This window comes from Actinoplanes sp. NPDC049118 (assembly GCF_040648555.1).
Taxonomy (GTDB): Bacteria; Actinomycetota; Actinomycetes; order Mycobacteriales; family Micromonosporaceae; genus Actinoplanes.
Map to the genome: position 1 here is coordinate 376286 of NZ_JBEZDY010000001.1, position 11614 is coordinate 387899.

Annotated in this window: 13 protein-coding genes and 1 pseudogene; 5 read left to right on the plus strand and 9 right to left on the minus strand. The window is 73.2% G+C overall.

Features of this window, described 5'->3' with window-relative positions; all coding sequences use genetic code 11:
- Window positions 1–173 precede the first annotated feature (173 nt).
- Complete coding sequence (locus tag AB0B58_RS01690) at window positions 174–1202, plus strand: LPXTG cell wall anchor domain-containing protein (RefSeq protein ID WP_360215729.1); 1029 nt, start codon at window positions 174–176, stop codon at window positions 1200–1202.
- 69 nt (window positions 1203–1271) lie between these two features.
- Here AB0B58_RS01690 and AB0B58_RS01695 read toward each other — a convergent pair whose 3' ends face one another.
- The 9 genes from AB0B58_RS01695 to AB0B58_RS01735 form a co-directional block, all read right to left on the minus strand.
- Window positions 1272–2063, minus strand: a complete 792-nt coding sequence (locus tag AB0B58_RS01695) for an MBL fold metallo-hydrolase (protein ID WP_360215732.1) — start codon at window positions 2061–2063, stop codon at window positions 1272–1274.
- Complete coding sequence (locus AB0B58_RS01700; RefSeq protein WP_360215735.1) at window positions 2060–2854, minus strand: alpha/beta hydrolase; 795 nt, start codon at window positions 2852–2854, stop codon at window positions 2060–2062. The genes AB0B58_RS01695 and AB0B58_RS01700 overlap by 4 nt, the downstream gene beginning before the upstream one ends.
- Window positions 2855–2957: 103 nt before the next feature.
- A complete protein-coding gene (locus AB0B58_RS01705; RefSeq protein WP_360215738.1) occupies window positions 2958–3833 on the minus strand; it encodes a PfkB family carbohydrate kinase in 876 nt (291 codons plus the stop codon).
- 11 nt (window positions 3834–3844) lie between these two features.
- Window positions 3845–4000: a hypothetical protein gene (locus AB0B58_RS01710; RefSeq protein WP_360215741.1), complete on the minus strand. Its 156-nt coding sequence runs from the start codon at window positions 3998–4000 to the stop codon at window positions 3845–3847.
- 70 nt (window positions 4001–4070) lie between these two features.
- Complete coding sequence (locus AB0B58_RS01715) at window positions 4071–4958, minus strand: amidohydrolase family protein (protein WP_360215743.1); 888 nt, start codon at window positions 4956–4958, stop codon at window positions 4071–4073.
- A 39-nt stretch (window positions 4959–4997) separates the two neighbouring features.
- Window positions 4998–5714 carry a PilZ domain-containing protein gene (locus AB0B58_RS01720; protein WP_360215746.1) on the minus strand — a complete coding sequence of 239 codons (717 nt, stop codon included), beginning with the start codon at window positions 5712–5714 and terminating at the stop codon, window positions 4998–5000.
- Window positions 5715–5917: 203 nt separating this feature from the next.
- On the minus strand, window positions 5918–6658 hold the full coding sequence (locus AB0B58_RS01725; protein WP_360215749.1) for an alpha/beta hydrolase-fold protein: 741 nt from the start codon (window positions 6656–6658) through the stop codon (window positions 5918–5920).
- Between the two features lie 55 nt (window positions 6659–6713).
- On the minus strand, window positions 6714–7205 hold the full coding sequence (locus tag AB0B58_RS01730) for an SRPBCC family protein (RefSeq protein ID WP_360215752.1): 492 nt from the start codon (window positions 7203–7205) through the stop codon (window positions 6714–6716).
- 94 nt (window positions 7206–7299) lie between these two features.
- Window positions 7300–8070 (minus strand): LLM class F420-dependent oxidoreductase, encoded by a 771-nt coding sequence (locus AB0B58_RS01735; RefSeq protein ID WP_360215755.1) that lies wholly within the window; start codon window positions 8068–8070, stop codon window positions 7300–7302.
- A 163-nt stretch (window positions 8071–8233) separates the two neighbouring features.
- Here AB0B58_RS01735 and AB0B58_RS01740 point away from each other — a divergent pair, with 163 nt between their 5' ends.
- The 4 genes and pseudogenes from AB0B58_RS01740 (at window position 8234) to AB0B58_RS01755 (ending at window position 11562) form a co-directional block, all read left to right on the plus strand.
- Window positions 8234–8632, plus strand: coding sequence for a hypothetical protein (locus AB0B58_RS01740; protein ID WP_360215758.1), 399 nt, complete (start codon window positions 8234–8236; stop codon window positions 8630–8632).
- Complete coding sequence (locus AB0B58_RS01745) at window positions 8632–9813, plus strand: hypothetical protein (RefSeq protein ID WP_360215761.1); 1182 nt, start codon at window positions 8632–8634, stop codon at window positions 9811–9813. Before AB0B58_RS01740 ends, AB0B58_RS01745 begins: the two co-directional genes overlap by 1 nt.
- Window positions 9814–9850: 37 nt before the next feature.
- Window positions 9851–10456, plus strand: a pseudogene (locus tag AB0B58_RS01750) (S8 family serine peptidase); the annotation flags it as partial.
- A gap of 86 nt (window positions 10457–10542) precedes the next feature.
- Window positions 10543–11562 carry a chlorophyllase/cutinase-like alpha/beta fold protein gene (locus tag AB0B58_RS01755; RefSeq protein ID WP_360215764.1) on the plus strand — a complete coding sequence of 340 codons (1020 nt, stop codon included), beginning with the start codon at window positions 10543–10545 and terminating at the stop codon, window positions 11560–11562.
- The last annotated feature ends 52 nt before the right edge of the window (window positions 11563–11614 follow it).

Genomic DNA, 11614 nt, shown 5'->3' on the forward strand with positions numbered 1-11614 from the left:
GTCCGGCGGCCTCGTTAATCGAGGCATGTAAATACTCTGTTAATTTTGCTACTGGACGGTAATCCCGTCGTCATCATGTTGCGCCGGTATGACGCCGACGACGAAATTCACGACCCCGGCGGAGACGACCACCCGGGCCGCGGCGGCGCGATCGATGGGGCATACTGCCGCCCATGACGGGACGGTGGCGTTTCAACCTGACATTCGCGCTTTTGGCCGCGGGGGCGGCGCTCGCGGTGCCGGCGGCGCCGGCCGCGGCCGCGCCGGTGCCGGTCGACCTCAGCGCCCACTTCGCCGCGCCGGCCGAGGTGACGCCGGGCGAGCTGGCCGACTACGTGCTCACCACCGTCGTGCCGGGGCCGCCGTCGCCGACCGGCGTGCGGATCGTGCTCACCCTGCCGGACGGCCTGACGTTCGAGGACGGCGGCGGGTCCGGGCCGTGCACGGCCGGCTCCGGCGCCACCGTGGTCACCTGCATCGTCGACCCCGGCGGCACCGACGGGCACCCGGGCGGCCGGGAGTGGACCGTGCGCGCCCGCGCCGCGCAGTCGCTGCCGGTCGGCACCGTGCTGACCGCGCGGGCGGAGGTGCTCTCCGACGGCGCCGAGACGAACCCGGCCGACAACACGGTCACCGCGACGTCACGGGTCGCCGGCCCCGGCGCGAGCTTCATCAAGGCGACCGCCCCGGCCGCACCCGTCGTGCCGGGCCGGCCCGCCCGGGTCACGGTCCGGGTGCACCACGGCGGCGACCAGAGCGTCGACGACTTCGCCATCCGCGCCTCCGTCGACGGCGACTGGTACGGCGGGGGCGACCTGGTGAACGTGCCCTCCGACTGCTTCGGCGACCCCGGCTCGCTGACCTGCGAGATCAAGCAACCGGTGGAGCCCGGTCAGGACCTGGACCTGGAGTTCGTCCTGCCCACCAAGGCCGGCGACAAGTACTGGGGCACCCGTTACACCATCGGCTTCCAGACCCAGTCCCTCGGCGGCGACCTGCGGACCAGCACCGTGATCGTCTTCGCGGGCAAGCCGTCCGGCACGCCCGCGCCCACCGGCACGAGCGCCGGCGAGCCGGGTACCGGCCTGCCCGTCACGGGTGCCGCGACGGCGAGCCTGGCCGCGGCCGGCGCGCTGCTCGTCGCCGCCGGCGCGGGCACCGTGCTGGCGACCCGCCGGCGGCGCCACCGCCGGGCGCACTGACCGCGGCCCCCGCGGCCCTCGACGGGTACGGCGGGACCCGTCGGCTCCGGCCGCCGGGTCCCGCCGCCGTCAGACGGTGACGGCCGTGGCCTCGCCGGGGGTCAGCCAGCGCAGGCTCTCCCGTACGGCGGGCGGGGCGCCCGCGAAGGCCGCCTCGATCGCCGTACGGCCCTGGCTGAAGTGCCCCCAGCCCTCGTAGTGCACGGGCAGGACCGTGCTCGCCCCGACGAGCCGGCACAGCTCCGCGCCGTGTTCGGCCGTCATCGTGTAGTGCAGCGGGCCGGTCAGGCCGAACCTGACCGCGCCCAGGTGCAGGATCGTCGTGCCGATGTCGAAGCGCCCGGCCACCTGCCGGACGCCGTCGTAGAGCACCGTGTCACCGGTGATCCAGAGCGGGCCGTTGCGCTGGCCCGCCCAGCTCAGCACGAAGCCGGTCACCTCGCCGACGATCGGCCGGCTCAGCGGCGGCCCGTGCCGGCACGGCGTGGCGGTGATCGCGATGTCCGGCCTGCCGGGCGCCGAGAGTCGCGTCGTGCCCCACGGCGCCAACCCGGTGGCCCCGAGTGCCAGGCGGCGGGCGCCGGACACCGTCGTGATCACCCGGCCCGCCGCCGGCAGCAGCGCGCGGCCGGCGTCGTCGAGGTTGTCGGCGTGCTGGTCGTGGGTCAGCAGCACCGCGTCGACGGTTCCGAGCGACTCCGCCGGCACCGCCGGGCCGGTCAGCTTGCGCGACGCCGTTCCCCACCCGAACCCGTAGGTCCGGCCCGGGGCGTCGAACGTCGGATCGGTGAGTATCCGCCAGCCCTCCGTCTCGATCAGGGTCGTGGGACCGCCGATGTGGGTGATCCGCGGCTCGGTCATCGGGCGTGCCGCAGCGCCCAGTCGAGGACCTCGTCGGCGATCTGTTCCCAGCCCTTCTGCGCCGGCAGCAGGTGTGCGTAGCCCTGGTACTCCCTGCGCTCGGTGACGGTGGCGGACTTGTAGTGCCGCAGGTTCGACTCCTGCACCGCCGGCGGCATGATGTGGTCCTCGGAGCCGGAGACGAACAGCAGCGGCGCCCGGGCGTCGTTGTGGTAGTCGACCCAGGTGTCCTGGTGACCCGGCTGGAAGTTGGCAAGCACGCTGCCCCACAGGATGCCGCCGTTGGCCGGGATCGCGTACCGCTCGTAGAGGGCGCGGCCGTCCTCCTCGGTGAACGTGTTGGTGAAGGCGTACTGCCACTGTTCGAAGGTGAGCGGCACGGCCTTGTGCCGGTTCGCCGGGCTCTTGAGCACCGGGAACGTCGACTTCACCTGCGAGAGCGGCACCACGCGTACGCCCTCGGTCGGCGCGGAGTTCATCGCCACGCCGGCCGCGCCGAGGCCGTGGTCGAGCAGGATCTGGGTGAAGGCGCCGCCGGCCGAGTGGCCGATGATGATCGGCGGGGCGTCGAGCCCGCGGATCACCTCCTCGTAGTGGGCGATGATCTTCGGCACGGTGAGGTCCAGGATCGGTGTGTCGTCGGCGTTGAGCGACTCCACCTCGACCTCGAAGCCGGGGTAGCCCGGGGCGATGACGCGCAGACCCTTGCTCTCGTAGTGGGTGATCCAGTTCTCCCAGCTCCGCGGGGTGACCCAGAATCCGTGTACGAGCACGATAGTGTCGGGTGCCATGTCGAACGTCCTTTCCGGAGGGATGTCGAACGGGCCGCCTGAGGTCGTTCGTTCATCCTAGAGATCACCCGGGGCCCTGGGAGCGTGCCCAGAGCCGTGTCCGTCAACTTCGGACGGCGTCGAGCCACGCGCGCGGGCCCGCGTGCCGCACCCGGATCCCCGCGATGCGCACCGCGTAGCGCAGGGCGCCCAGCAGGTCGGGGTCGCGGGCCAGGGCGACCGCGAGCGCGCCGTGGAAGGCGTCGCCGGCGCCCGCCGTGTCGACGGCCGGCACGCTCGGCACGGGCAGCTCACCGTCCCGGTCGCCGGACCACCAGGCGATCGGATCCGGCCCGCGGGTGATCGCACCGCGCCGCACGCCGGCGGCGCGCAGGGCATCCCGGGTCGCCGCGGCGGCGCCAGCCGGTCCCGCCGGCGCCGCCGCGGCGACGGGCATCCGGAAGGCCGCCGAGGCGGCGACCACGTCGGCGGCGCCCAGCAGGTCCGCGAAGACCGGCCGCCAGGTGCCGGCGTCGACCAGCAGGGGACGCCCGCCGGCCGCGGCGGCCCGGGCCAGGGCGGGGTGGTGGCCGTCGACCAGCACGATGTCGGCGGACCCGAGCACCTCGGCGAGCCCCGGGGGAGCGGCGACGTCGGCGCCGCGGGCGTTGCGGCTCACGATCGTGCGCTGGCCGGTGGCCTGCAGGACGGTGACGGCGGAGACCGGCGGCGGCGCGGTGGCGCGCGGCGCGGCGTCGAGCAGCGACACCCCGCAGGCCGCGAGGTCGGCGCGGATGAGCCCGCCCAGCGGGTGCGCACCGACCGCCGTGACCAGCGTGACCGTCGCGCCGAGGGCGGCCGCGGTGACCGCGGCGTTGGTGGCCGGGCCGCCCGCGGCGACGTCGGCGGCGAGCGCCTCGGCCTTCTCGTCCACGCCGGGCATCCGCTCGACCCGCTGCACCAGATCGACGGTGGCGAGGCCGACGCAGACGACGTGCATGCCGACCGGGCTCAGTCGGCCAGTTCGGAGAAGAACACACCGATGTTGCGGAACGCCTCCGCGATGCCCTCGCCGATGCCCTTGGCGATGTCCGCCGCGGGCCCGGGGTTCGTGCCGATGTAGAAGATGAGCAGGATCAGCACGATCCAGCCGATGGCCTTCTTCATCGCACACCTCTACCGTCGCTCGGACTTGATCTATGTGATCGTGGCACAACCGCGCACGCTCGACGTGCATCTACGCGCGATCGGCCACCGAAAGCGGCCAGTCGCGGAGCAGGCGGGTGGCGTTGTGCCAGCAGACCGCCCGCAGCCACTCGTCGCCGAGGCCGAGCCGGGCCAGCGAGTCGAGCTGGTGTTCGTACGGGTAGGGGATGTTGGGGAAGTCGCTGCCCAGCAGGACCCTGCCGGCCAGGCCAAGGTCCCGCAGCCGGGGCAGCAGGTCCGGCGGGAACGGCGCGAACTGCGCGAAGAAGTCGGTGAACGCCATGGTCGTGTCCAGCCCGACGTTCTCGTAGCGCTCGGCGAGGTCGACGAAGCCCGCGTACTCGGGGGCGCCGAGGTGCGCGGTGAGCATGGTGAGGCGGGGGTGGCGCGCCAGCACGCCGCCGATCGGGCCGGGTCCGGTGAAGCCGCTCGCCACCGGCCCGGAGCCGGCGTGCACGACGACGGGGGCACCGGCGTCGGCGAGCAGCCCCCACGCCTCGTCGAGCAGTTCGTCGCGGGGGTCGAAGCCGCCGACCTGCAGGTGCAGCTTGAAGATCCGGGCGCCGCGCTCCAGCGCCGCCCGCACGTCGGCGGTGGCGGACGGCTCGGGGAAGAACGTGGCGCTCGGCAGGCAGCCCGGCGTGCGCTCGGCGAACCCGAGCGTCCAGGCGTTGAGGTCGGCGGCCATGCCGGGGCGGTGCGCGTACGCGAGCGCGGAGAAGATCCGCACGCCGAGCCGGCCGAGTTCGGCGACCCGCTCGGCCTGCGTGCCGCGGTAGCGGATCGGCCAGGGCCGGCCGATCAGTGGCCCGGCCTCGTCGAAGTGGGCCCAGACCCGCCGTTGCATCCGCTCGGGCAGGAAGTGTGTGTGCACATCGGCAAGACCCGGCAGGCCCAGCGCGGTCCAGAACTCGGTCATCGTCCGATCATCGCGTACGGCCGTCCCCGGCCGTCACCGCTAGTCCGTGCCCTGCTTGCGGCGCCGGGCCAGCTCCTCGCGCTGCAGCCTGGACACGTGCGCGGCGATTCGTTCGCGGTGCGCCTCCTCGACATCGGAGAAGTCCATCCGCACGGTGCAGCCCTCCCCGTCCTCGTCGTCGACGACGTCGGTCACCACGGCGGCGAGGGTGAGGGGTTCGTCCGGCAGGTCCAGGTTGATCTCCAGCTTGATCCCGGCGACCAACCCTTCGGGCCTGGAACCGAGGTTCGCGGCCATGCCGCCGGCGGACAGGTTGGCGGTCAGCCCGTCGACCCAGTCGTCCTTCTCCGGCAGGCGGGTGGCCACCCGCAGCGTGGTGCGCACCCGGATCCACCGGCGCCGCTGCTGGTGGATGACATCCCCGAGCGCCAGCACCGTCCAGGTGTTCTCGCTGGCCGACTCCACCCTCACCGGCACCCGGCGTACCCCGGAGTCGACGGCCCACTGCATGGTGACGACCGCTTCATCGTCGGGCTTCGCGGCGCCGCGCGTGTTGGCGAGCACGATGCGTTCGCCGTCGACGATGGCGACCCGCGTGTGCATCACCACCGGCTCGGGTTCGTCGGCCATGGTGACGATCAGCGTGGCTTCGCTGCCACGAGGGCACAGCGCCGTGTCGAGAGAGTCATCCTCGGGCTCGGCCGGCTCCACGTCGGCCACCACGACGCCCATGCGCTTCAACCAGTCCCAGGCCACTGACATCTCCTCGCCGAGGCTGCCGCCGCTACGTCGAAGGGCGCCGGGCCTTCCCGGCCGCCGCCCGATGCTCGGAATTTCGGTCGCCACGGGCGGGAGATGAGGAGTTCGCCGGGCCAATGCCGACGGCCGGGTGTCGCCCATGTCACGGCGATCCGGCGACGGGAATCGACTCCGATCGAACGCCGCCATCCGGCCCGCGGCTAGCAGAACCTGGGCAGGTGATGGGCCAGTTGGGCGCACCACGACGGCCAGTCGTGCGGGACGTCGAAACCCCAGAGGTCCAATTCATGGCGTACGCCCTTGGCCGTCAGCAGCTCCGCCATCCGCCGTGTCGACTCCAGGGACCCGGTGGTGTCCTCCCATCGGCCCTGGCCGCACACGAGCAGGACCGAGAGCCGCGAGCGCAGCCAGCGGAGATGCTCGCCGTGCAGGTTCGCGACGTACGCGGCGGGATTGTTGAAGTAGACCGCGTCTCCGTGCTCGCCCCATCCGTGCCAGGTCGTGGGGTCGTAGTTGCCGGAGAGGCAGAGCGCCAGCGGGAACAGGTCGGCCCTCTTGAGGGCGAAGTTGAGGGCGTGAAACGCGCCCAACGAGCAGCCGGTCGTCATGATCTCGGCGGCGTCGCCGCTGTCGGCCCGGAGGTGCGGGACCACTGCGTCGAGGATCCACGATTCATACGCCCCGTGCCGGTGCGCGCGCTCCTCGAGCGGAAGGTCGGCCGCCGACCAGGTCCCCGCGTCGAACGAGTCGACGCAGTAGAGCTTGATCCGGCCCGCGTCGATCAGGTGATCGACCGCCGACACCATGCCCCGGTCGGCGAACTGGCGCGCGTGCCCGTTCTCGGCCGGAAACACCAGTACCGGCCGGCCGTAATGCCCATAGGCGGCGACCGTGCCCCGGGCACCGGCCGGAGACTGCAGGTCTGCCACGTAGTGACGCACGCCGTTATCTTCCCCCACGGCGTCGGCGAACTCTCGAAGTCCGCGTTCGCGATGATCAGCCCGTTGCGTCGCGGACGTCTTGTCCCTGCTCGGCGAAAGCCTTGAAATCCTGCATGTGCTGTCGCGACTGCTTGCGGAAGGCGCCGGGCATCAAGAGCCCCACCAGCCGCATCAGCAAGCCGCTGAACCGGTACTCATTCTCACTCTGCCAGAGCGTCCTCTGCGGCCCGGCCTCGGTCAGCCGATCGCGCACGGCGCTCCACATGCCCTCGCCGACGATCTCGCGGTCGAAATGAACGACGGCTGCCCTCGGGATCTCGTGCAGGTCCACCGGTTCCCGGCGGGTGATGGTCTCGGTGCACTCGATCTTCTGCTTGCCCATCTGCAGCACGACTCGCGACGTGGTGCCGACCTGCCCGTGTGTGCCACTGAGCGGCTCGTGCAGCACCAGGCCCCGCAGCCATTTCGGAAGATGTGCCGGGTCTGCCAGCAGCTGGACCACCCTCTCCCTCGGCAGGGCGATCTCGATCGAGACGGTGTACTTCACGGTGGCGCGCTCCAGATTCTTCCAGCGAACGTCGCGTGGCCGTACCCGGGCAGGGAATCGATCTTTGAGGGTGACCGATTCCCTGCCGGGAGGGTCATGCGTTGAGCTTGTCGCGCCAGGTCAGGAATTCGCGGAGTTCCGACAGGTCGGGTGCGGGCCCGCCGGCGTGGACCGTGAAGAGGCGGGCGCCGATCTCGTACATCTTGTCGCGGCTGTCGGCCTTGCCCATCACCGAGATCTCGATCTCGGCGGGGTCGCGGCCGACGGCGGCGCAGTGCTCGCCGAGGATGCCGACCTTGCGCCGCAGGGTGTCGGTGTCGGAGAAGCTGTGCCAGATGTCGGCGTGTCTGGCGGTGAGGCGCAGGGTCTTCTTCTCGCCGCCGCCGCCAATCAGGACCGGGATCTTGCGGGTGGGCGGCGGGTTGAGCTTGGCCAGGCGAGACTCGATGCGGGGGAGTGCCCCGGCGAGGTCGTCGAGGCGGCCGCCGGCGGTGCCGAAGTCGTAGCCGTACTCGGTGTAGTCGCGTTCGAACCAGCCGGAGCCGATGCCGAGGATGAGGCGGCCGTCGCTGATGTGGTCGACGGTGCGGGCCATGTCCGCCAGGAGTTCCGGGTTGCGATAGCTGTTGCAGGTAACCAGGGCGCCGATCTCGACGCGGGAGGTGGATTCGGCCCAGGCGGCGAGCATGGTCCAGCACTCGAAGTGCAGACCATCCGGTTCACCGCTGAGCGGGAAGAAGTGGTCCCAGTTGAACAGGACGTCGACGCCGAGTTCCTCGGCCTCGGCCGCCGTCCGGCGAATGGTGGCGTAGTCCGCGTGCTGGGGCTGGAGCTGCAGCCCGATCCTTACCGGCCTGGAGGTCATGATCGCAGCGTATGCCGCCGCCCGCCGCCCCCGTCGCCCGCCACCCCGGTTGAACCGCGGCCGCCCGGCGTCCGTGTCGTACGTAGCGTCAGCGGCCGGCCGGGTAGGCCCGGCGGCCGCCGACATGGTGATCCGGCTCGGATCCGGCGGCGGGGAGGGCGGCATGCCTCACGGCGTGGAAGTCGGGACCGCCCAGGTGGGCGAGTTCGCGAAGGGCCTGCGCCTGGAGGCGGACAGCGGCTTCGCGGCGCTCGCCGAGCGCGGCGCCGACCTGCACCGGCACGGGGTGGTCTTCGGGGCGTCGATACCGGGCGGCACCGTGCTCGAGGTCAAGAACCGTTACGCGCGGGCGCTCGCCGACACCGAGGCGAACCTGCGCGCGTACCGGCGGGCCGCGGTCGTCTTCGCCGATGTCGCCGAGCGGATCGCCCGTGAGTTCGCCTCGGTCGACCTGGCGTCGGCGGAGGCGCAGCGGCGTGTCGACGGGCTGTTGCGGGGCGCAGTCGCGCAGGCGGACGCGGCCCTGGCCGGCGCCGCGCCGCCCGGCGGGAAGGCCTTCTGATGGCCGGCGGCGGTGCGGACTGGAACGCCTACAACCTCCCGGCGATCTGGTCGATGATCCAGCCCGAGAACGCCTGCGCCGGCGCGGACCGGGTGCTGAGCTGGCTGAACCTGGCGACCGCGTGCCGCGACCAGCATCGCCGGCTGCTCGCCGCCCGCGCGGATCTGGCCGAGGTGTGGCCGCCGGAGAGCAACGCGTCCGCGCGGGTCTTCATGAGGCAGCTAGATCTGCTCGCCGCGTCTCTGGACCAGACGCTGACCCGCGCGGAGGACACCCGCGTGGGCCTGCAAGGGGTGTTCGACGCCATCGGCGCGGCGCAGGCCACCATCCGGCCGCTCGCGGCGGAACGCGCCGTGGTCAGCGACGATCTCATCCCGCGCTTGCTCGACCACGCCGAGGACGGGTATGACGAACGCGCCCGTCAGGCCATGCGCGAGGCCGAGGCGGCGATCGGCGAGCACGGCACGCAGATACGGGCCCCGGCGCTCTACCTGTTGCAGTCCGACGCGACCGTCCGGGCAGACGGGCTGCCGGAGGAGGCGGGCCCCGGCGCCTCTGCCGGCGGCGGGCCGGCCGGCGGCACGTTGCGGGCCGTACCGAGGCCGGTCGCGGTGCCGCACGACCCGCCGGCGCCGTCCGCCGTCCCGGGACCGGCGCCCGGGCCGGGCCCCGGGCTGGCCGGTGTCGCTCAGGCGCCGCCCCCGCCGGCGGCCGGTGCCGGCGGCGCTGCCCTCCCGCCGCCGGTGACACCGGGTGCGCAGGTTTCCGGCGTGGCCCCGCCCGGACTGGTGATCGGTGCCGGGCTCGGCCTGCCGTCGAACGCCGCCGCGATCGGACGGGCCGGGGCGCCGGGAGTCGCCGGCGGCCTCGGTGGCCCGGGAGCGGCCGCCCGGGGTTCCGGCGTGGCATTGCGCGGGGCGTCCGGCGCCCGCCGGCCGCTGCCCTCCGGCGCGGTGATCGGCGCGGCCGGGCCCGGGGGCGGCATCGGCCGGGCCGCGCCCGTGCCGGCCCTGGGTGGCGCGGGCCGCGGCGCGGGTACCGGCGACGGCGGTGGCGAGGCGCCGGCCGGCGCGGTGGACCAGCGGTGGGGCGTTCCCGTGGGCGTGGCACCGGTGATCGCCCCCGACACGGCCGAGCCCGAGCACGGCCCCGGCCCCGGCGTCATCGGCCTGGACCGGTGACCCGCTCCATGGGTACGGGCCGCGCGCTGGTCGCGTCGGCGCTGGCGCTCGTCCTGTCCGGTGCGTGGGCCACGCCGGCCGCCGCGGCGGCGTCCTGGGCATCGCCCCGGCGGCGAAGATCCTGCCGATCGAGGCGCCGATCAACTTCCTCGCGACCAGCGACTCGATCGTGAAGGCCATCGCGTTCGCCGTCGAACACGACGCCGACGTGATCAACATGTCGTTCGGCACGGCGGACGACGACACCCTGCACGACGCCATCCGGGCGGCGTCGTCCGCCGACGTCGTCCTGGTCGCCGCGGTGGGCAACAAGAGCGAGGCCGACCGCACCGAGTACCCGGGCCGGTATCCGGAGGTGCTGACCGTCGGCGCCGTCGACCGCCGGGGGTCGATCGCGGCCTTCTCGGTGCGCGGCCCGCAGGTGGAGCTCGTCGCTCCCGGCGCGGAGGTCGTCACCACCGGTGTCGACGCCTCCGGTTACTGCCTGTGCGGTGGCACCAGCGAGGCCGCACCGCCGGCCGGCCCGGGGCCGCCGCCGAGGCGGGCCCCGCTGGTCGTCGCCGGCGCGGCGGTCCTGCTCGCCGGCGCGCTCGGCGTGGGGATGATGATCAAAAGGCGGCGCCGCGATCACCGGATCCTGTGATGTTGCCGACGGCGGTGACCTTGTGTGATCTTCAGCTCGGGCCTTCCTCAAGGTCAACTCGGGTCCGGTGACGCAAGATGGTCACCATGCGTAGACGGACTCTGATCGTGGGCCTGGCCGCGACCGCCGGGACCGGGGCGCTGACCGCCTGCACGGCGCCGACGCGGCCCGTCGCCGGCGGCGCGTCGCCCTCGGCCTCCCCGGCCGTTTCCGCCCCGGCGTCGGCCTCGGCCGCGCCCATCCTGGCCTCGACCGCCGCGTCGTCGCTGGCGCCGCGGGACGTGAGCGCGCCGTACACGCCGGTGCCGGGCAGCGCGCCCGCCGCGTACGCGGTCGGCCGGCAGGTGCTGCGGTTCCAGCGCGGATCGGACCGCGCGCTGCCCACCACGGTCTGGTACCCGGCGACGGGAGCCGCGTCGGACACCCCGCATCCGGTCGAGGACGCGGCGCCCGCCGCCGGCCGCTTCCCGCTCGTGTTGTTCAGCCACGGCCTCACCTCGCGGCCGGACGACTATGTGGCCATTCTGGCGCGGTGGGCCGGTGCCGGCTTCGTCGTGGCCGGGCCCACGTATCCGAGGACCTCCTACGGGGCCGCGGACTTCGACGCGGGGGACATCGTCAACCAGCCCGCCGACGCATCGTCCGTGATCGACTCGCTGCTGGCGCACGGCGGCCCGCTCGGCGCGATCATCGACCCGGACCGGCTCGCCGCCGCGGGTCACTCGGGCGGGGGAATCACCACGGTCGGGTTGTTCAGTGCCTACCGTGACGAACGTCTCAAAGCGGGCGTCGTGTTCAACGGCACCGACTTCCAGGGCGTGCCGTTCACCGGCCCGCCGGCGGCGCTGCTCTTCGTGCACGGGCGCAGGGACAACACCGTCACCCACCGGGCCGGACACGCGGTCTTCGCGGCCGTTCCCTGGTCACGCGCGATGCTGTCGATCACCGAGGGCGGGCATGTCACGAAGGCGCCGGACTTCACCGCGACCGTCGGCACCTCGACGGAGTTCCTCCGCTGGGCCCTCTACGGCGACGCGGCGGCGAAGGCGCGCATCCCGGCGGCGGCCGCGGCCGACAATGTAGGCACACTGGAGGACCAGCTCTGAGAGGCGGGCCTGGATCTTCGTGACTAACCTGATTCGGGTGACTTCTCCAACG

Excerpts from the sequence above, each read along its gene's own strand:
- AB0B58_RS01690 (WP_360215729.1), top strand. The coding sequence starts at position 174 with ATGACGGGACGGTGGCGTTTCAACCTGACATTCGCGCTTTTGGCCGCG.
- AB0B58_RS01695 (WP_360215732.1), bottom strand. The coding sequence starts at position 2,063 with ATGACCGAGCCGCGGATCACCCACATCGGCGGTCCCACGACCCTGATC.
- AB0B58_RS01700 (WP_360215735.1), bottom strand. The coding sequence starts at position 2,854 with ATGGCACCCGACACTATCGTGCTCGTACACGGATTCTGGGTCACCCCG.
- AB0B58_RS01705 (WP_360215738.1), bottom strand. The coding sequence starts at position 3,833 with ATGCACGTCGTCTGCGTCGGCCTCGCCACCGTCGATCTGGTGCAGCGG.
- AB0B58_RS01710 (WP_360215741.1), bottom strand. The coding sequence starts at position 4,000 with ATGAAGAAGGCCATCGGCTGGATCGTGCTGATCCTGCTCATCTTCTAC.
- AB0B58_RS01715 (WP_360215743.1), bottom strand. The coding sequence starts at position 4,958 with ATGACCGAGTTCTGGACCGCGCTGGGCCTGCCGGGTCTTGCCGATGTG.
- AB0B58_RS01735 (WP_360215755.1), bottom strand. The coding sequence starts at position 8,070 with ATGACCTCCAGGCCGGTAAGGATCGGGCTGCAGCTCCAGCCCCAGCAC.
- AB0B58_RS01740 (WP_360215758.1), top strand. The coding sequence starts at position 8,234 with ATGCCTCACGGCGTGGAAGTCGGGACCGCCCAGGTGGGCGAGTTCGCG.
- AB0B58_RS01745 (WP_360215761.1), top strand. The coding sequence starts at position 8,632 with ATGGCCGGCGGCGGTGCGGACTGGAACGCCTACAACCTCCCGGCGATC.
- AB0B58_RS01755 (WP_360215764.1), top strand. The coding sequence starts at position 10,543 with ATGCGTAGACGGACTCTGATCGTGGGCCTGGCCGCGACCGCCGGGACC.